Annotated in this window: 16 protein-coding genes; 11 read left to right on the top strand and 5 right to left on the bottom strand. The window is 43.6% G+C overall.

What is annotated here, in order from left to right; all coding sequences use genetic code 11:
• Positions 1-39 precede the first annotated feature (39 nt).
• From ihfB to pyrF, 4 genes are all read left to right on the top strand, one after another.
• Positions 40-324 (top strand): integration host factor subunit beta, encoded by a 285-nt coding sequence (gene ihfB / locus AB4232_RS06475; protein ID WP_010439923.1) that lies wholly within the window; start codon positions 40-42, stop codon positions 322-324.
• 129 nt (positions 325-453) lie between these two features.
• Positions 454-726 carry a LapA family protein gene (locus AB4232_RS06470; RefSeq protein WP_012604397.1) on the top strand — a complete coding sequence of 91 codons (273 nt, stop codon included), beginning with the start codon at positions 454-456 and terminating at the stop codon, positions 724-726.
• A gap of 12 nt (positions 727-738) precedes the next feature.
• Complete coding sequence (lapB, locus tag AB4232_RS06465) at positions 739-1914, top strand: lipopolysaccharide assembly protein LapB (RefSeq protein ID WP_086049721.1); 1176 nt, start codon at positions 739-741, stop codon at positions 1912-1914.
• Between the two features lie 122 nt (positions 1915-2036).
• Positions 2037-2732, top strand: a complete 696-nt coding sequence (pyrF, locus tag AB4232_RS06460) for an orotidine-5'-phosphate decarboxylase (RefSeq protein ID WP_372086659.1) — start codon at positions 2037-2039, stop codon at positions 2730-2732.
• A 102-nt stretch (positions 2733-2834) separates the two neighbouring features.
• Here pyrF and miaE read toward each other — a convergent pair whose 3' ends face one another.
• Both miaE and AB4232_RS06450 read right to left on the bottom strand, forming a co-directional pair.
• The gene (gene miaE, locus AB4232_RS06455; RefSeq protein ID WP_017101617.1) at positions 2835-3629 is read right to left on the bottom strand and encodes a tRNA isopentenyl-2-thiomethyl-A-37 hydroxylase MiaE; all 795 of its coding nucleotides are present in this window, start codon (positions 3627-3629) and stop codon (positions 2835-2837) included.
• 98 nt (positions 3630-3727) lie between these two features.
• Positions 3728-4492 carry a hypothetical protein gene (locus AB4232_RS06450; protein ID WP_009848859.1) on the bottom strand — a complete coding sequence of 255 codons (765 nt, stop codon included), beginning with the start codon at positions 4490-4492 and terminating at the stop codon, positions 3728-3730.
• A gap of 322 nt (positions 4493-4814) precedes the next feature.
• Between AB4232_RS06450 and cysB the strand changes: the two genes are divergently transcribed.
• Both cysB and AB4232_RS06440 read left to right on the top strand, forming a co-directional pair.
• A complete protein-coding gene (gene cysB / locus AB4232_RS06445; protein ID WP_009848858.1) occupies positions 4815-5789 on the top strand; it encodes an HTH-type transcriptional regulator CysB in 975 nt (324 codons plus the stop codon).
• 169 nt (positions 5790-5958) lie between these two features.
• Positions 5959-7161 carry a methyltransferase gene (locus AB4232_RS06440; RefSeq protein WP_372086657.1) on the top strand — a complete coding sequence of 401 codons (1203 nt, stop codon included), beginning with the start codon at positions 5959-5961 and terminating at the stop codon, positions 7159-7161.
• A gap of 174 nt (positions 7162-7335) precedes the next feature.
• Here the strand turns inward: AB4232_RS06440 and ald are convergent, their stop codons facing one another.
• Positions 7336-8460 (bottom strand): alanine dehydrogenase, encoded by a 1125-nt coding sequence (ald, locus tag AB4232_RS06435; protein WP_372086655.1) that lies wholly within the window; start codon positions 8458-8460, stop codon positions 7336-7338.
• 156 nt (positions 8461-8616) lie between these two features.
• On the opposite strand from ald, the gene lrp reads away from it, so the two are divergent.
• The 5 genes from lrp (at position 8617) to serS (ending at position 15948) form a co-directional block, all read left to right on the top strand.
• Positions 8617-9111: a leucine-responsive transcriptional regulator Lrp gene (lrp, locus tag AB4232_RS06430; protein WP_004734558.1), complete on the top strand. Its 495-nt coding sequence runs from the start codon at positions 8617-8619 to the stop codon at positions 9109-9111.
• Between the two features lie 163 nt (positions 9112-9274).
• On the top strand, positions 9275-12406 hold the full coding sequence (locus tag AB4232_RS06425; RefSeq protein ID WP_372086653.1) for a DNA translocase FtsK 4TM domain-containing protein: 3132 nt from the start codon (positions 9275-9277) through the stop codon (positions 12404-12406).
• Positions 12407-12481: 75 nt separating this feature from the next.
• Positions 12482-13078 carry an outer membrane lipoprotein chaperone LolA gene (gene lolA / locus AB4232_RS06420; protein WP_371709126.1) on the top strand — a complete coding sequence of 199 codons (597 nt, stop codon included), beginning with the start codon at positions 12482-12484 and terminating at the stop codon, positions 13076-13078.
• 64 nt (positions 13079-13142) lie between these two features.
• Complete coding sequence (locus tag AB4232_RS06415; protein ID WP_017098146.1) at positions 13143-14498, top strand: replication-associated recombination protein A; 1356 nt, start codon at positions 13143-13145, stop codon at positions 14496-14498.
• A 142-nt stretch (positions 14499-14640) separates the two neighbouring features.
• Positions 14641-15948 carry a serine--tRNA ligase gene (serS, locus tag AB4232_RS06410; protein ID WP_372086651.1) on the top strand — a complete coding sequence of 436 codons (1308 nt, stop codon included), beginning with the start codon at positions 14641-14643 and terminating at the stop codon, positions 15946-15948.
• A gap of 110 nt (positions 15949-16058) precedes the next feature.
• On the opposite strand, the gene AB4232_RS06405 is transcribed toward serS, so the two are convergent.
• Positions 16059-17726, bottom strand: coding sequence for a response regulator (locus AB4232_RS06405; RefSeq protein WP_372086649.1), 1668 nt, complete (start codon positions 17724-17726; stop codon positions 16059-16061).
• A gap of 455 nt (positions 17727-18181) precedes the next feature.
• Positions 18182-18777 (bottom strand): aminotransferase class III-fold pyridoxal phosphate-dependent enzyme (locus AB4232_RS06400; RefSeq protein ID WP_372086647.1); only part of this gene is annotated, 596 nt, incomplete at its 5' end.

Here is an 18777-nt window from a genome sequence, read left to right as displayed (position 1 = left end):
GGTCTATAATTTCTAAAAAGAAAACCAACGAGGGTAACTATGACTAAGTCTGAATTGATTGAAAGACTGTGCGCTGAGCAAACGCATCTTTCTGCAAAAGAAATTGAAGACGCTGTAAAAGACATTTTAGAGCACATGGCTTCAACACTAGAAAGTGGTGATCGAATCGAAATTCGCGGCTTTGGCAGCTTTTCTCTGCATTACCGTGAACCTCGTGTTGGACGTAATCCTAAAACTGGTGACAAGGTTGAGTTGGAAGGTAAATACGTTCCTCACTTCAAACCAGGTAAAGAGCTACGCGAGCGAGTAAACTCAGGGTTGTAGACTACTTATCGGAATTAAGAAAAGCGGCATACTATAATGTATGCCGCTTTTTTATGACCATAATATGGTGGTCTGATTAGTAATTTTCCTGCATAATCGTACAGCTAACTAATCAATGAGTGATGAACTATGAAAATTATAAAAATAGTCGCTGTTATCGCACTTTTCCTAATGGCACTGGCTTTAGGCTCTCAAAACCAAACAATTGTGAATTTCAATTATTTGCTAGCGCAAGGTGACTTCCACCTGTCAAGCTTGCTAGGTGTTGTATTCGTTTCAGGTTTTGCTCTTGCTTGGTTAGTCTTTGGAAATATGCACATGCGATCTCAACTAAAAATTCATCGCTTGAAGAAGCAACTCAATAAGCAATCAAAGCAGGTCGCTGCTGAAACTAAAGCTTAAAGGCCATATTTGATGTTAGAGTTACTGTTCTTACTTTTGCCCATCGCAGCCGCTTATGGTTGGTATATGGGTAATCGTAATGCTCAGCAAGAAAAACAAAAGCAATCACACCAGATCTCCCGCCAATACGTGACGGGTTTGAACCTATTACTGTCAGACCAATCTGACAAAGCGGTTGATCACTTCATTGAGTTACTTCAAGTAGACAATGAAACCATCGATACTCACTTGGCTTTGGGCAACTTGTTCCGCTCAAGAGGCGAAGTCGACCGCGCTATTCGTATTCACCAAAATCTTATCTCTCGGTCTGGGCTTACCCTCGATCAAAAAAACCTCGCATTGCAACAATTAGCTAAAGACTATACGGTCTCAGGCTTTCTTGATCGCGCAGAGAAAATTTTTGAACAGCTTGTAGAAGAGCCTGATCATAAAGAAGGCGCTTTACAGCAGTTGGTTGCCATTTATCAGCAAACGCGTGAGTGGAATAAAGCGATTCATTACGGGAATATCTTAGTTAAGCTGAGCAAGAAGAAAATGAAGACGCGTGCGATGGTTGCACACTTCTGGTGTGAACTTGCGATGCAAGAACAAGCCGACGGCAACCGCCCTAAAGCGCTTCAGCACTTCAAGAAGGCCCTTTCAGAAGACCCTAAATGTGTTCGAGCCAGTATTGCTTTAGGAAAATTCCATTTAGCCAATGAAGATTATCACAAGACAATTACTTATTTAGAGTCAGTTCTCGATCAAGATATCGACTTCATTAGCGAAGTCCTGCCAACGCTTGCTGAGTGTTACCACAAACTTGGACAAGAAGCGCAGTTGGTCGAGTTCCTTAAAGCGTGTATTCAGAAGAAAGCCGGTGTTTCCGCTGAGTTGATGCTGGCTCAACTCGTTGCCGACCATGAAGATGTTGGCTCTGCTCAAGAGCTACTGACAAAGCAGCTTGTTAAAAACCCAACCATGAAAGGTTTTTATCGATTAATTGATTATCACCTAGAGGAAGCGGAAGAAGGTAGAGCCAAAGACAGCTTAACAACGCTTCAATCTATGGTTGGTGAACAACTCAAGGTTAAGCCTCATTACCGATGCCGTCAGTGTGGTTTCTCAACTCACTCAATGTATTGGCACTGCCCTTCATGTAAGGGGTGGGGAACGATCAAGCCTATTCGTGGGCTTGATGGTGAATAGATTTGTGGTCATTTTAAGACCAAATTATTAATTGCAGCTTTCGGGCTGCATTTTTATGACTGTTATTTATGGCCTGATTGGTATAAATATTTTGTAGAAAGTTAACTGCGTTAGGAGATGAAATGAACGACCAAAAAATCATTGTAGCATTGGATTATGATAACCAAGCGGATGCGTTAGCCTTTGTCGATCGTATTGACCCAGCATCTTGCCGCCTAAAAGTTGGCAAAGAGATGTTTACTCTGTTTGGCCCTGAATTTGTTCGTGAATTACATAAACGTGGTTTCTCTGTGTTTTTGGACCTTAAGTTCCACGATATCCCGAACACATGTTCAAAAGCGGTACGTGCTGCCGCTGAGATGGGCGTGTGGATGGTGAACGTACACGCGAGCGGTGGCGAGCGTATGATGACGGCTTCTCGTGAAATTTTGGAACCATATGGTAAAGATCGTCCATTGTTAATCGGTGTGACGGTACTAACCAGTATGGAGCAATCTGACTTAGCGGGTATCGGTCTGGATCTAGAGCCACAGCAACAAGTGATGCGCTTAGCGTCTTTGACTAAAAACTCAGGCCTAGACGGTGTTGTATGTTCTGCACAAGAGGCTTCTTTACTTAAAGGAGCACTTGGTCAAGAGTTCAAGCTAGTTACTCCAGGTATTCGTCCTGTAGGTGCTGATGTTGGTGACCAGAAGCGTATCATGACGCCTTCTAAGGCGATTGAATCAGGTTCAGATTACCTTGTTATTGGCCGTCCCATCACTCAAGCTATAGACCCTGCGGCGGTACTTGCAGAGATCAACGGTACGATAGCTTAAGTTTGAGAACGCGATATAAATAAAGAAGGCCAGCAAATTGCTGGCCTTCTTATAGGTGTACTAAATACAGAATTGGTCTGGAGTAGACTTGTTCTAAACGGCTTAAACCGGAGCGCCACTATGAAACTTAAAGTCGCTGTCTTCTGAAGTGATAAGCTCTGCTTCAACTTGCGCAAAATGAGCAATACGCTCAGAGATATCTTTCCCTGCGATTTTTTCCGCGAGTTCAAGATAGTCTTGATAGTGACGAGCTTCTGAACGAAGTAGAGATACGTAAAACTTTTCCATGTCTTCTTCTAAGAAAGGAGCCAGCTTAGCAAAGCGTTCACAAGAGCGAGCTTCAATAAATGCACCGATAATAAGCTTATCAACCAGAGCATCAGGCTCGTAAGTTTTAACTTGCTTGATTAACCCCTTAGCGTAGCGACCCGCCTCGATCGGTTGATAAGTCACGCCTTTTTTTACCATTAATTCCATCACTTGGTAGAAGTGATGCAGTTCTTCTTTGATCAGCAATACCATTTTATCAATCAAGTCAGCACCGTAATTACAGCCTTCTTTCGCTGTAATTTGCTTTGATACATTGCTTTTACCACGTAGAGATTCCAAGTCTCCAATACGACGGTAAGCAAATTGCTCGTAGGGCAAAATCCACTCATTCAGTTGCTTCGCGCTTTCTTTATCTACCGCATATTTACGGATAAGGAACAAAGCACTTTGAGCTGCTTTAAGTTCACAAAGCATGTGATCGCGTAGAATGATATGAAGGTTTTCAGGCTTCTTGGCTTCATCTATCCATGAATCTGGCGTTTCAGCTTTAAGAAAAGAGTGTATAGGGGCTAATAATTCTTGATACATGGTAAGGGCAAGTTTGTTGATAATGCGGGATTTTATCACAGCTTAAGAGATCCCCCTATACGGAGAAAGGAAATTCCACAGGTACAAAAAAGGCCGCTAATTTAAATAGAGCGGCCTTTAAGTGTTGAGTTAGAGCGTTACCATTTTTTCTTCTGACCGAATAGAGCATCCATGTCATCTTCACGCTCTTTCGATTCCATCTGCTGTAAATCTTCTGCGTTTTTATTTAGGCGCTTCTGATCAAGATCGTCAAGCATCTGTTGTAGCTTGTCTTTCGCTTGATTGGAGTATGCGTCGTTTTTAGTGGCTAATGCATCGATGCCTTTGCGCAACAGTTGAATCGCTGTGCCAGGCTGTCCACGAGATATCGAGTCATTTGCACGTTTGATAACATTCTCGATGTTGATGCGAATTTGGATTGTTTCTAAGCGAGCGTTTTCAACCACAAAAGCTTGAGTATTAAAACGTCCTTTATTGTGCTCGTTACGAACCGTGTCACGCAAGCGTTTAACTAGCTTAAGCATCATGATTGCTTGTTTGTCACTACTAGGCATGCGAAAAGCGGTGCTTTCGCCCCCTTGGTGGTTCTCTTTAAGCTGAGTGATTTGTTGCTTTACGCTTTCGATGCGTTGGGCAAGCTGCTTATTTTTAGGATCGAGTTCATACATATTAACCAATGCATCAAGAATTCGATTGTTTAAGCATATAAGAAGATCTTGGCTAAACGGCATGTGGTGAGCATTGCCAATTAACTCTTCTGTTCCATCTATAATGGTTAGATAACGAGAAGCTTCCTGTTTCTTCGTTGTTTCTACCTTAACTTTGTATTGAAGCATGATGTTGTAGCCTAAAACCAACACCAAAAGCACGGCTACCAAGGCGATTATTAAACCAATATTCATATATTTGTGTCTGCTTATTGTTTTCTATAGCTAACTAGAGAGGATACACGATTCCATTGTGTATAGGCACTTGTAAATTACAATTTTTGATTATCTCTTGTTGAGCGCAATCGGCAATCAAAATTTACTAACTAATGTGTGAGAATGAGGAGTGGCTTACAAAGCGTCAGTGATGTTTTTATTTGTTACGCTTTAAAAGCTCGATATTTCTGTCATTTTAGTTCTCGAAGCGTTATAACTATTAATTATATTACACGAGACTATAACGCTCTATTTGCAAATAAGTTAGCGCAGAAATGAGTAAAGGATTACGAGGTTAGATATGAAGTTACAGCAACTGAAGTACATTGTTGAGGTTCTAAACCATAACCTAAATGTTTCAGCGACAGCAGAGAGTTTGTACACATCTCAGCCCGGCATAAGTAAACAGGTTAGATTACTTGAAGACGAGCTAGGCATTCAAATATTTGAGCGTAGCGGTAAGCATTTAACTCAGGTTACACAAGCCGGTGAGGATATTATTCGTATCTCTCAAGAGATTTTGGCTCGTGTTGAGAGTATTAAAGCGGTTGCGGGTGAGCACACTCATCCTGAGATGGGCACATTGAATATTTCAACCACTCATACTCAAGCTCGTTATGCACTCCCAGATGTGATTAAAGGTTTCACGGCGCGTTATCCAAAAGTGTCGCTTCACATGCATCAAGGCACGCCAAGCCAGATGTCAGAAGCGGTAGCTAAGGGTACAGCGAACTTTGCGATTGCAACGGAAGCGCTACACCTTTATCAAGATGCAATTATGCTGCCTTGTTATCATTGGAACCGTTCGATCGTGGTAACGAAAGATCACCCTCTTGCACAGAAACGAAATATCTCGATTGAAGATCTTGCCGCTTATTCTCTCGTGACTTATGTATTTGGTTTTACTGGCCGTTCCGAGCTGGATACAGCATTTAACAAAGTAGGCTTAACACCGCGTGTTGTGTTTACCGCGACGGATGCTGATGTGATTAAAACTTATGTTCGGATGGGGATCGGGGTGGGTGTAATTGCAAGCATGGCGATTGACCACGAGCAAGATACAGACTTGGTTGCTATTGACGCGAGCCATCTATTTGGTGCTAGCACCACAAGTATTGGCTTTAGAAAAGGCACTTTCCTGCGTTCTTACATGTTTGACTTTATGGAGCGTTTTGCACCGCACTTAACTCGCCCTGTAGTTGAGCAAGCTATTTCTTTGAAATCGAATGAAGAGATCGAAGAGATGTTTAAAGACATCGACTTACCCGTTCGCTAAGGGTCATAGTCTTACCTAGATTCCCAATTCGGCCTGTTTACAGGCCGTTTTCATTTAAGCTCATTTGTGGTTTTATTGCTGGTAGGTTGTCTTTATACAACCTCAATTTGTAACCTTCCTTTCCATTTAGGCCTCTTACCCCTACAATCATCGCACCATAGGGGGAAGCATGCATTCACGATTCAAAATACTCGATTCATTTTTGCTAGAGCACCAGATTTACTGGCGTTCAGAGCCTTTTCACCTATGCCAAACTCACGATCAGCCATGGACAGACGTGAACCTTCCACTTGTCGATTGGTTAGATGGTTTGAGTATTGAACGCATTCAGACGCTAAAAGAACAGCCTCAAGTTCTGATTTCGGAACTTATGCGTTTTCTCCCAGAGTTAGGGAATGCCAATCAACACATCCAGTTTGATAATTCGGCTTTAGTTGGGCTTGATCTTCCGCGCGGTACTGCCGATGGTATCCCCGGCAGAAAGCTGCAACAAATTGTCGCGATGGGAGAGGCTTCATTAAAAGAGCATCATGGTAAAGAGTGGCTTGAATGGTGTTCTGGCAAAGGCTTTCTCGGTCGAATCTTATCTCAGCAATCAGATCAAAAGGTCACTAGCTTTGAGTGGCAACAGTCACTGTGTGAAAGCGGGCAAAAGATTGCAGATGACCAGAAACTAGAGATGGACTTTGTTCAAGGTGACGCGTTTTCAAAAGATGCAGATCGGGTGTTTAACTCAAATCAACATGCTGTTGCTCTTCACGCTTGTGGTGATCTTCATGTTGAATTAGTGAAGAAATCTGTTTCACATGGGCTTCCTGCAGTCACCATTTCTCCATGTTGCTACCATCTTATTCGCGATGAAAGCTACCAAGCGATGTCATCCGTTGCGAAAAGCTCAGCATTAACGTTGAGCAAGAGCGACTTAAGAATCCCGCTTCAAGAAACCGTCACTGGTGGTGAAAGAGTAAAAAGACACCGTCAGTTAGAAATGAGTTACCGATTAGGCTTTAGCCAACTACTTAAGGGTGAGCTTGGTGTCGACGAGTACATTCCTGTACCAAGCATCAAGAAATCGGAGCTATCCGAAGGCTTTGAATCATTTTGTTGCTGGGCATCTGAAGTGAAAGATATATCGCTGGGTTCAGATATTGATTTTGACTCTTATTTAATTCAAGGCGAAGCGCTTTTCTGGGAAATGGAAAAGCTGAGTTTAGTTCAACAAGTCTTTAGAAGACCTTTAGAGATATGGTTGGCCTTAGATCGTGCCATTTATCTGCAAGAACAAGGTTATCAAGCTTCGATTGAAGAGTTCTGCGAACGTAGTGTAACGCCAAGAAACCTATTGATTCATGGGGTTAAGATCGAGCGCTAGCGGTAAACAGCACTGGTACGTGTTTTTACGATCTAACATCATGAATGCAAAATAAAGCTATAAATACAAAAAAGCCAGCGCGACATTATGTCGTACTGGCTTTTTGTTTAATGTGTATGAGTTAACTGAACGCTTCAACGAGAAGGTTATTGCGTTCAGTTAGCCATTACATCATTAGTTAAACATCGCGATTGCTTCTGCAGGCGCTACGTATTCTAGGTCAAAGCTTTCTGCAACTTCTTTACAAGTCACTTTACCGTGGATTACGTTTAGACCTTCTAGGAAACCTTCATCAGATAGAAGTGCTTCGCGGTAACCTTTGTTCGCTAGCTTAACAATGTAAGGAAGTGTTGCATTGTTTAGTGCGTAAGTAGAAGTACGAGCAACGGCACCCGGCATGTTAGCAACACAGTAGTGAACTACGTCATCAACGATGTAAGTTGGATCGGCATGAGTTGTCGCGTGTGAAGTTTCGAAACAACCACCTTGGTCGATTGCAACGTCAACAACTGCTGAACCTGGCTTCATCTTAGCGATGTGATCTTTTGTAACAAGTTTAGGAGCGGCTGCGCCTGGGATTAGTACTGCACCAATCACTAGGTCTGCTTCTAGAACATGCTTCTCAATAGCGTCTTCAGTAGAATAAACCACTTTTGCGCGACCTTGGAATTCTTCATCAAGACGACGAAGCGTATCTACGTTGCGATCAAGAATGGTTACGTCTGCACGAAGGCCAACAGCCATACGTGCTGCGTTAGCACCAACAACACCGCCGCCAACAACAACAACTTTTGCTGGCTCAACACCTGGAACGCCGCCAAGAAGAAGACCACAACCACCGTTAGATTTCTCTAGTGTTTGTGCACCTGCTTGAATAGACATGCGACCAGCGACTTCAGACATTGGTGCTAATAGTGGCAAGCGACCCATATTATCTGTTACAGTCTCATAGGCTACGCAGACAGCTTTGCTCTTGATTAGCTCTTCCGTTTGTGGAAAATCTGGTGCAAGGTGTAAATAGGTAAATAATATTTGCCCTTCGCGAAGCATAGCTCGCTCGACAACTTGAGGTTCTTTAACCTTTACAATCATTTCTGCTTTCGCGAAAACGTCAGCAGCAGTAGGAAGAATGGATGCGCCTACAGCGATGTAATCATCGTCTGAAAAACCGATACCATTACCGGCATTGGTTTCTACAAAAACTTGGTGGCCGTGTGAGATTAGTTCTCTCACGCTAGCTGGGGTCATACCAACGCGGTATTCGTGGTTCTTGATTTCCTTAGGTACGCCAATGATCATCCTGACTCCTCATTTTATTTTGGTTGTTTTATCTATGTGTAGGGTAATTCTGTCGAATTAATATCTAGTATAGATATGTTTAAGTAAAATTTGATACTGAATATTAAAAAGTTGTAGTATATTTTTTTGCAAGGAAGTAATAAGGTGGAATAAAAAATGGCAGACAATTATAAGAAGCCGTCCAAGGAACTAGATCGTATTGACCGCAACATTCTTAATGAGTTGCAAAAAGACGGTCGTATCTCAAACGTTGAACTCTCAAAACGAGTAGGACTTTCTCCAACTCCATGTCTTGAGCGTGTTCGTCGTTTAGAGCGTCAAGGTTACATTACTGGGTACACAGCATTGCTGAACCCACAGTACCTTGATGCTTCACTTTTAGTGTTTGTTGAAATTACGTTGAACCGTGGTGCGCCAGATGTGTTCGAACAATTCAACACCGCTGTGCAGAAACTGGATGACATCCAAGAGTGTCATTTAGTGTCGGGTGATTTTGACTATCTTCTAAAAACACGTGTATCTGATATGGGTGCTTACCGTAAGCTACTGGGTGATACGTTACTTCGTCTACCAGGCGTAAACGACACTCGAACTTACGTTGTAATGGAAGAAGTGAAACAAACCAATCAACTTGTGATTAAAACTCGTTAATCACAATTGGTGAAATGAAAGAAAGCGGACATTTGTTCCGCTTTCTTGCTTTCTGGAATTGGGTTTTTCTGTTTGATATGGTTAAATCAACAGTAGTTTCATTGAAACGAGCGGCTATTGCCGCTCGAGATGTTTTTATCCCGTTTAATTATTAAGTTGGTTTATGTTCAAGCAGAGCAGTAATAAAGTAGAAACAATCATTAAAACGAGTGAAGAGCCTCAGTCTCCTCGTTTAAGTGGTTCTCAACGTCTAAAAGAGTGCAGCCTAATTCTAGGTGTTCTCTTCTCTATTCTACTTGCCGTTGCGTTATTAACTTTTAGTCCTGCTGACCCATCATGGTCGCAAACGGCTTGGGGTGGTGATATTCAAAATGCAGGAGGCTACGTAGGTGCATGGTTGGCGGATACGCTTTTCTTTGTGTTTGGTTCTTTAGCTTATCCTTTACCTATCTTGGTGACGGTTGCTGCGTGGGTATTATTCCGTAAACGTAATGAAGATGAGCAGATCGATTTCATGCTGTGGGGTACTCGTTTACTTGGATTGACTGTCCTTATTCTTACTAGCTGTGGTTTAGCGGATATCAACTTCGATGATATTTGGTACTTTTCATCTGGTGGTGTAGTCGGTGATGTATTAACAAGTCTTGCACTTCCAACGCTGAACGTTCTTGGCAGTACACTGGTTCTTCTTTTCTTATGGGGAGCTGGCTTTACCCTATTAACGGGCATTTCTTGGTTAAGTATTGTTGAATGGTTAGGCGAGTGTGCAATCAAATCCTTTACGTCAGCCGTTAATAAGGCGCGCGGCCAAGATCAAGAGCTGCTTGAACCTCAGTTAACAGAATCGGCAGACCGCGATTTAATCGAAGAACGTCATCAAGAGCCGAGTTACCGTGATGTTCCTGCTTTAGAAGATAACAAAGAATCAAAAGAGCATGATCTACTAGATCCTGCGATGAGCTTCTCAGCGACCAATGAGTCTTCAGGCGAGGCTACAAATGCGCTAGACAGTGCCGCGTCGCCGAAGCGCCATTACAATATTCATATGCCTGTCGAGGCGCCAGCGAAGCAAGACGCTTCAGCTCAAGAAGTGTCTGATATTCAACGTAAACCTGAAGTTGAACCTGACCCTGCTGCGCCTGTTTACCAAGCGCCAGAAGAGCCTTTGGAAGAGGGCATTGAGCGCTCGAAGCAGTTGAATGCAACGATAGAGCAGCTAGAGAATGCTGCAATGTATGAAGATGATCTAGCGGCTCAAGAGCAAGTTGACGCACATGAATCTCAGGTTGCGTATCAACAATACATGCAAAACGAACAAGCAGAAGTTAGTCCAACTCATAGTGACTTTGATAGTGCTGAAACAGCAACGGATAGTTCCTCTGAAGTCGAGGGTGAACTCGGTGCAGAAGACGTTCAGCCTGAATCTTTATATGCTTCGCCAGTGGATGAAACAGAAGAAACAATCGAAGACGATTCTTCTGTGCAAGCATCTCAGTTTGATATGGCGGAAGAGCAAGATGAACAAGCTTCAGTGTTCCAACCGGTATCGATTGAAGATGTTAATACTGAGCAACAAGAGCCTTTAGCTGCCCAACAAGGTAATGCGGAGTTTGAGCAAGCTAACGAACAAACTGAAGAGCTTGCTGTTGATCTTCCATGGGAGGAGGTCTCGGAAGATGAGTCTGCGCACCAAGACCAAGATGTAGCAGCATTCCAAAATCTGGTATCTGAAGCGCAAGCGAATATGGCGGCGACACAAAACCCGTTCTTGGTACAGCAAGATGTGAATTTGCCCAAACCTGCCGAGCCATTGCCAACACTTGAGCTGTTGTTCCACCCTGAAAAACGTGAAACCTTTATTGACCGCGATGCACTAGAGGCGATTGCTCGTCTTGTTGAATCGAAGCTAGCGGACTACAAGATAAAGGCAGATGTGGTTGATATCTTCCCTGGCCCTGTCATCACTCGATTCGAACTCGATCTGGCTCCTGGCGTGAAAGTGAGCCGTATTTCTGGTCTTTCTATGGACTTAGCGCGTTCACTTTCTGCATTGGCAGTGCGGGTCGTAGAGGTAATACCGGGTAAACCTTATGTTGGTTTGGAATTGCCGAACATGAGCCGTCAAACCGTATTCTTCTCCGATGTGGTAGGTAGCCCTCAGTTCCAAGAAGCGACGTCACCAACGACCGTTGTTCTAGGACAAGATATTGCAGGTGAAGCGGTTATTGCTGATTTATCGAAGATGCCACACGTACTGGTTGCAGGTACCACCGGTTCTGGTAAGTCGGTGGGTGTGAACGTGATGATCTTGAGTATGCTTTACAAGGCATCGCCTGAAGACGTTCGTTTCATCATGATTGACCCGAAAATGTTGGAATTGTCTATCTATGAAGGTATTCCACATCTATTGTCTGAAGTCGTTACCGACATGAAAGATGCGTCTAACGCCCTTCGTTGGTGTGTTGGCGAAATGGAACGTCGTTATAAACTGATGTCGGCACTTGGTGTTCGTAACATTAAAGGCTACAACGACAAATTGAAGATGGCTGCGGAAGCGGGTCACCCAATTCATGATCCTCTGTGGAAACCGGGCGACAGCATGGACCCTGAAGCACCATTATTGGAAAAACTGCCTTACATCGTAGTTGTCGTCGATGAATTCGCCGATTTAATCATGGTAGTTGGTAAGAAAGTTGAAGAATTGATTGCTCGTTTGGCACAAAAAGCACGTGCGGCGGGTGTTCACTTGATCCTAGCGACTCAGCGCCCGTCAGTGGATGTTATTACGGGTCTTATTAAAGCCAATATCCCGACACGTGTAGCCTTTACTGTATCAACCAAAACGGACTCTCGAACGATTCTTGACCAAGGTGGTGCAGAATCATTATTGGGTATGGGTGATATGTTGTACTTACCACCGGGTTCAAGCCACACAACTCGTGTACACGGTGCGTTTGCATCTGATGATGATGTACACGCGGTCGTGAATAACTGGAAAGCACGTGGTAAGCCAAACTATATTGAAGAGATTACGAACGGCGACCAAACCCCAGAAACACTATTGCCGGGTGAGAAGATGGAAGGCGATGAAGAAGTCGATCCTCTGTTTGATCAAGTTGTCGAACATGTTGTTCATTCACGCCGAGGTTCGGTTTCTGGTGTGCAACGTCGATTTAAGATCGGCTACAACCGTGCCGCACGAATTGTCGAGCAATTAGAAGCTCAAGGTATTGTCAGTGCTCCAGGACATAACGGTAACCGAGAAGTCTTGGCGCCAGCGCCACCAAAAGATTAGTTCCAATAGGAACTCATAACTATTCAGTCGGTCAAAACCAAAACATGACCGACTTATGTTCTAACAGGATTATTGATGAAAAAAGTATTCGCACTTTTATTTATGAGCTTCTCAGTATTTGCTTCTCCGAAAGAAGAGTTGAGTAGCCGCTTGTCGCTGAATGCAGGTTTTAGCGCTGACTTTAAACAAGTTGTCACCAGCCCTGACGGTGATGTTGTGATGGAAGGCGAGGGCACAGTAGAGATTGCACGCCCTAGCTTGTTCCGTTGGGAAACGACTTTCCCTGATGAAAACCTATTGGTCTCTGATGGTCAAAGCTTGTGGTACTACAGTCCGTTCATTGAACAAGTGAGCATTTACTGGCAAGAACAAGCCACATCGCAAACGCCATTTGTATTGCTGACTCGTAACCAAGAAAGCGATTGGGACAACTACAACGTCGCGCAAACGGGTAACCAATTTACGCTAACGCCAACGGCTGTGGACTCTAATCAGGGCGATTTCCAGATTAACATCACCAAGAAAGGCATTGTTCAGGGCTTTAATGTGATTGAACAAGACGGCCAAAAAGGTGAGTTTACCTTTAACAATGTTGACTTAGGTAAACCTGCTGCTGACCGCTTTACTTTTGTGGCGCCGGAAGGTGTCGAGGTCGACGACCAAAGAAACTGATCCAAACTGGCAGATCGTTTGGTAGTAAGTCGATAGGTATTGATGCCATCAACGAATCAAGAGATTGCAATTGAGTAATTACAGCTTAGATTTTGCGGGGGACGAAGATTTTCGTCCCCTTGCTGCTCGTATGAGACCTGAAACTGTTGAACAGTATATTGGTCAGCAGCATATATTAGGTCCAGGTAAACCCCTTCGCAGAGCGTTGGAGGCGGGCCATATCCACTCCATGATTTTATGGGGGCCTCCGGGCACCGGTAAAACCACGCTGGCAGAAGTGGCAGCTAATTACGCCAATGCAGAAGTCGAGCGCGTGTCAGCAGTGACTTCGGGTGTAAAAGACATTCGTATCGCCATTGAAAAAGCGCGTGAGAACAAGCAAGCAGGGCGTAGAACGATTCTATTTGTGGACGAAGTCCATCGCTTTAATAAAAGTCAGCAAGATGCGTTCTTACCTCATATCGAAGATGGCACGGTTACGTTTATCGGCGCGACCACAGAAAACCCTTCTTTTGAGTTAAACAACGCTTTGTTATCACGTGCGCGTGTCTACAAACTGACTTCGCTTAATACTGAGGATATCTCCCTCGTCATTCGCCAAGCCATTGAAGATAAACAGCGTGGCTTGGGTGATGTGTCGGCTGATTTTGCTGATAACGTATTAGATCGTCTTGCGGAGCTGGTCAACGGTGATGCACGTATGTCGCTCAACTATCTAGAGCTGCTGTATGACATGGCGGAAGACAACGACAAAGGCGAGAAAGCGATAACATTGCAGTTGTTAGCTGAGGTGGCTGGTGAGAAGGTTGCTCGTTTCGATAACAAGGGTGATATTTGGTACGACCTAATCTCCGCCGTTCATAAGTCGATTCGAGGCTCTAATCCCGATGCTGCGTTGTATTGGTCGGCGCGAATGATTGCAGCGGGTTGTGACCCTTTGTATATAGTAAGACGCTTGCTGGCGATTGCTTCTGAAGATATTGGTAATGCTGATCCAAGAGCAATGCAGGTCGCAATGTCGGCTTGGGATTGCTTCACGCGTATTGGCCCAGCAGAAGGGGAGCGTGCGATTGCGCAGGCGGTTGTCTATCTAGCGTGTGCGCCAAAGAGTAACGCTGTTTACACGGCTTGGAAGCAAGCCTTAACGGATGCTCACAACCTTCCTGAATATGAAGTCCCTCATCATTTACGTAATGCACCCACAACTTTGATGAAGGACATGGGCTACGGGCAAGAATACCGTTATGCTCATGATGAACCAGGTGCCTACGCCGCTGGAGAAAAGTATTTGCCGCCTGAAATGGGCGAAACACAATACTATTTCCCAACAAAACGAGGCTTAGAGACCAAAATTGGCGAGAAGCTAGATTATCTGGCGGATTTGGACGCAAAAAGCCCACAAAAACGCTATGAAAAGTAGTCTTTTTTGGATATCGTTACCTAGTCATAAAAATTCAATTAAATCGTTACAAATTGGTCGAAATAGCACCAGTTTTAGGGGTTTAGCAGTGATTCAGTAGCAATCTACTGAATATTCAAATAACTTAAGCATAGGATTAGCAATGCTGGATTCTAAATTACTTCGAGCTGAGCTGGATGAAACAGCGGCAAAATTAGCACGTCGAGGCTTCATCCTTGATGTAGAGACAATTCGTGAACTTGAAGAAAAACGTAAGTCCCTTCAGATGAAAACTGAAGAGCTACAAGCGTTACGTAACTCTCGATCGAAGTCCATTGGTCAAGCGAAAGCAAAAGGCGACCATGAAGAAGCTGAGCGTATCCTTGCAGAAGTAGGCAACTTAGGCGCAGAACTAGACCAAGCTAAAGTAACATTGGCTGAGCTTCAATCTGAGCTAGAAACGATCACAATGTCAATTCCTAACCTACCTGACGCAGAAGTGCCAGATGGTAAAGATGAAGACGACAACGTAGAAGTTTCTCGTTGGGGTCAACCTAAGACTTACGACTTCGAAGTGAAAGATCACGTGGATCTTGGCGAAATGTCTGGCGGTCTTGATTTTGCTAGCGCAGTTAAAATCTCTGGTTCTCGTTTTATCGTGATGAAAGGCAAATTCGCACGTCTACACCGTGCTATTGCTCAGTTCATGCTGGACCTTCACACTGATGAGCACGGCTACACAGAAATGTACGTACCGTACCTAGTGAACCACGATAGCCTATACGGTACTGGTCAACTTCCTAAGTTCGGCGAAGACTTGTTCCACACAAGCCCGCTAACTGAGCAAGTAAGTGATGTACCGCTTAAGACGTTATCGCTTATCCCTACTGCGGAAGTACCGGTAACGAACATGGTTCGTGACACGATTACTGATGAAGCTGAACTGCCACTTAAGATGACAGCTCACACACCATGTTTCCGTTCTGAAGCGGGTTCTTACGGACGTGACACTCGTGGTCTTATCCGTATGCACCAATTCGACAAAGTTGAATTAGTACAAATTACTAAGCCAGAAGACTCAATGGCAGCGCTTGAAGAGCTAACTGGTCACGCTGAGAAAGTACTTCAACTTCTAGAGCTTCCTTACCGTAAAGTGATTCTATGTACGGGTGACATGGGCTTCGGTTCTGCGAAAACTTATGACTTAGAAGTGTGGGTTCCTGCACAAGAGACTTACCGTGAAATCTCTTCTTGTTCAAACATGTGGGATTTCCAAGCGCGTCGTATGCAAGCTCGTTTCCGTCGTAAAGGCGAGAAGAAACCTGAACTTGTACACACACTAAACGGTTCTGGTCTTGCTGTTGGTCGTACTATGGTTGCTATTCTTGAGAACAACCAAGAAGCAGATGGTCGTATTGCTATCCCAACAGTACTTCAGCCATACATGGGCGGCGTAACGCACATCGGTTAATACCAATTTAGGTTCATCGAATTTAGATTAGTCTATCTCGTTAGAATTGTTAAAAGGCTTTGCTGTAATGGCAAAGCCTTTTTTGTATGCGGACGTTGTTTAAATAGAAGCTACATATATGAGAAGGCAGCCTCGGAAGTATTGTTTGCTTGTTTCCAGGCCAAATCTGCTTGCTTACATGCCAGAAGCGCCTTTCGGTAATAGTTTTGATAGCTGTTTTGTGTCAGCTCATCAATCGTATAAAGCTGTGTGATCACTTCGTCACATTGCTTAATGATGGTTAGCACTTGTTTCGCACCCATTGAATCAGGCCAAATAACAGAGAGCAATTTTATCGTATTCATACATACGTTCTTGATCATCGGACATCGTTTATGAATATCTAAGTAAGCCACAAGCACCTGTTTGTAGTCTGACTTTGCTAGTTTGATGCCGATATTCTTCTCTTTGAGCCAGTTCATTTTTGCGGTGTTGCGATGTTTCATCTCAGTGCACATCGTTATCTGACTTGAAACCACTGTCTCGCTCGCTGTTTTCACTATCAACATGCTGCAACGGTTTTCCGCAATTTTAAACTCGTTTTCACAACTCATCCTATCCAATAACCATGCATGGTGATAAATCACAGGGAAGGCATCAAAGTCATTCTTGTCGTGCAATGCGGTTAGTATAGTGACTGCTTTTTGATATTGGTTAGCTTCCATCGCGATGTGAGCTGCGATAAGTGCTAAGTCAGTTTGAAGCCCTGATCTTGCCTCGGTAGGGATCTTCGAAATTAAGTAATTGACGTGACCCAAATTCGCTTGCTTATCGATGCCATCTGAGGCGCAATAGAGCAAGAATCGTATATGATTTAGCTTCATATATAGGTTGTCTCGAAAGGTGTCCTTATTGATTTGCACATGGTTTTGGTAGTGGAATAGCGCTGTTTTAGTATCATTAACCGATAAGCATAGATTTGCGATTGCCAGTTCTCTCTCAGAGTTACCTGGTGTTAGTTTACTCGCTAACTTGAAGTGAGCAATGGCTGCCGGAACCTTATTGCTGATCAGGTTTACTTGAGCTGCTTGGTCTCGATACAAAGTGCAGGTTGGCGAAGAATTGATCAAACTTTCAATCATCGACTGTGCTTCGCTAAGCTGGCCCAGATTCGCAAGGCTGTTTGCTAATCCTGCTTGAGCCCAATCAAAACTGCCTTCATCTATCGCTTTCTGATAGACATTCTTGGCTTCCTCGTAGAGCTCTAGTTTTGATAGAAAGCTCCCTCGAAATTGCTGGATTGTTGCGAAGTATTCGGGATGAAACGCGGCAAGCCCTTCGCAATGCTCTAGGCCCGCTTCATAGTTATTCTCTCTCTCAGCCTTATAAATGTCTTGTAAAATTAGCTTCTTCCTTAAGGAACTGGTGATGCGCTGTTTTAGAGTTTCGCGGTTAAACGGTTTTAACAAATAGTTGTCAGGTCGTAGTTCAAGGATAGGGCGTATCGATAGAGCTGAATTTTCACCTGTAACAAGAATAAATATTCCGTCATCTTTTAACCTGTTGGCTTGCTTCAATTCTTCGAATAGCTGTTTACCGTTGATCGTGTTACCAAAGTTATAATCACAAATGATGACATCAAAAGTTGTGTCATTCGTGATGGTCATTGCAACACGAGGCGATTTCGCAATGGCAATCAAACGTTCTGAAAAACCAATATGAACCAGCATGTTACGAATGGTTGATAACACTATTGTTGAGTCATCAATGATAAGTGCATTTAGTTGGGTTAATTTCATGCTTATTTTAAATTATTTACTGACGTGAATTACGTAGCTATTGCGGATTGTCTTGATGTTTTACACGACCGACAAAACAAGAAGCGTTAGGTTTCTACGAAGTTGATAGAAGCTTTCGCTAGAATTGGATTCTTTTTTGCGAATATTTTTATCTAATAGGAGTTATAAATATTGGCTAATTTGATTCTGAGATGAACTCGAATAAGGAAGTTCATTCATTATATTCAGTACCAAAATGGCGCGTATTTTATGACGGCTTTTTACCCGAGAGGTAACACTCTTTTGCTAATTATTTTTATGGAGAGGATTAAATTTATTTGTGGGGTTTTCGAGTTAAAATCAAAGATAAAACAATGGCTTGGGGTGTGTTTGTTGGCTGGTTTTTTACGTGAAGGATAAGCCGCCGTTAGTATTTTATGGGCGGCTTATAGGTTTTCTAAATGATGTTTGTTAAATCAACTTGGCTTGAAGTAAGCAGATTGTTGGAGGGCTTTATCAATAGATGAAACAAGTTGTTCGATGTGCTCAGCCTTGCTAATGAAAGGAGGCATCATATAAATCAACTTACCGAACGGACGTATCCAAACGCCTTGTTCAACAAAGTGAGCTTGGATGGTTTCCATATCGACAGGTGTGTGGGTTTCAACGACGCCAATAGCGCCCAACCAGCGAACATCTTTGACAAGAGCATGCTTGAGTAGAGGCGGTAGTAACTCAGAAAAGAGTTGTTCAATCTGATGAGTCTGATTTTGCCAATGACCTTGCTCTATGATGGACAAACTTGCCGCACCTACTGCACAAGCTAAAGGGTTGCCCATGAAGGTTGGCCCGTGCATAAAGCACCCGGCTTCACCGCCACATACCGTGTCGGCGACATCTTTACTCGCAAGCGTCGCTGACAGCGTCATGTAGCCACCAGTTAAAGCCTTCCCTACGCATAAGATATCAGGTTGAACATCGGCATGTTCGCAAGCAAAAAGTTTCCCTGTACGGCCAAATCCGGTCGCAATCTCATCCAAGATCAGCAAGACGTTGAATTCATCACACAGCA

Origin of the sequence: Vibrio sp. 10N.286.46.A8, from assembly GCF_041470165.1 — a bacterium.
Lineage (GTDB): Bacteria > Pseudomonadota > Gammaproteobacteria > Enterobacterales > Vibrionaceae > Vibrio > Vibrio tasmaniensis_A.
The sequence above is the reverse complement of the archived record's forward strand: the minus strand, read 5'-3'. Positions and strand labels throughout refer to the sequence as shown.

What these genes read in the sequence shown, in the direction of transcription:
- ihfB (WP_010439923.1), top strand. Translation starts at nt 40, where the DNA reads ATGACTAAGTCTGAATTGATTGAAAGACTGTGCGCTGAGCAAACGCAT.
- AB4232_RS06470 (WP_012604397.1), top strand. Translation starts at nt 454, where the DNA reads ATGAAAATTATAAAAATAGTCGCTGTTATCGCACTTTTCCTAATGGCA.
- lapB (WP_086049721.1), top strand. Translation starts at nt 739, where the DNA reads ATGTTAGAGTTACTGTTCTTACTTTTGCCCATCGCAGCCGCTTATGGT.
- pyrF (WP_372086659.1), top strand. Translation starts at nt 2,037, where the DNA reads ATGAACGACCAAAAAATCATTGTAGCATTGGATTATGATAACCAAGCG.
- AB4232_RS06450 (WP_009848859.1), bottom strand. Translation starts at nt 4,492, where the DNA reads ATGAATATTGGTTTAATAATCGCCTTGGTAGCCGTGCTTTTGGTGTTG.
- cysB (WP_009848858.1), top strand. Translation starts at nt 4,815, where the DNA reads ATGAAGTTACAGCAACTGAAGTACATTGTTGAGGTTCTAAACCATAAC.
- AB4232_RS06440 (WP_372086657.1), top strand. Translation starts at nt 5,959, where the DNA reads ATGCATTCACGATTCAAAATACTCGATTCATTTTTGCTAGAGCACCAG.
- ald (WP_372086655.1), bottom strand. Translation starts at nt 8,460, where the DNA reads ATGATCATTGGCGTACCTAAGGAAATCAAGAACCACGAATACCGCGTT.
- lrp (WP_004734558.1), top strand. Translation starts at nt 8,617, where the DNA reads ATGGCAGACAATTATAAGAAGCCGTCCAAGGAACTAGATCGTATTGAC.
- AB4232_RS06425 (WP_372086653.1), top strand. Translation starts at nt 9,275, where the DNA reads ATGTTCAAGCAGAGCAGTAATAAAGTAGAAACAATCATTAAAACGAGT.
- lolA (WP_371709126.1), top strand. Translation starts at nt 12,482, where the DNA reads ATGAAAAAAGTATTCGCACTTTTATTTATGAGCTTCTCAGTATTTGCT.
- serS (WP_372086651.1), top strand. Translation starts at nt 14,641, where the DNA reads ATGCTGGATTCTAAATTACTTCGAGCTGAGCTGGATGAAACAGCGGCA.
- AB4232_RS06405 (WP_372086649.1), bottom strand. Translation starts at nt 17,726, where the DNA reads ATGAAATTAACCCAACTAAATGCACTTATCATTGATGACTCAACAATA.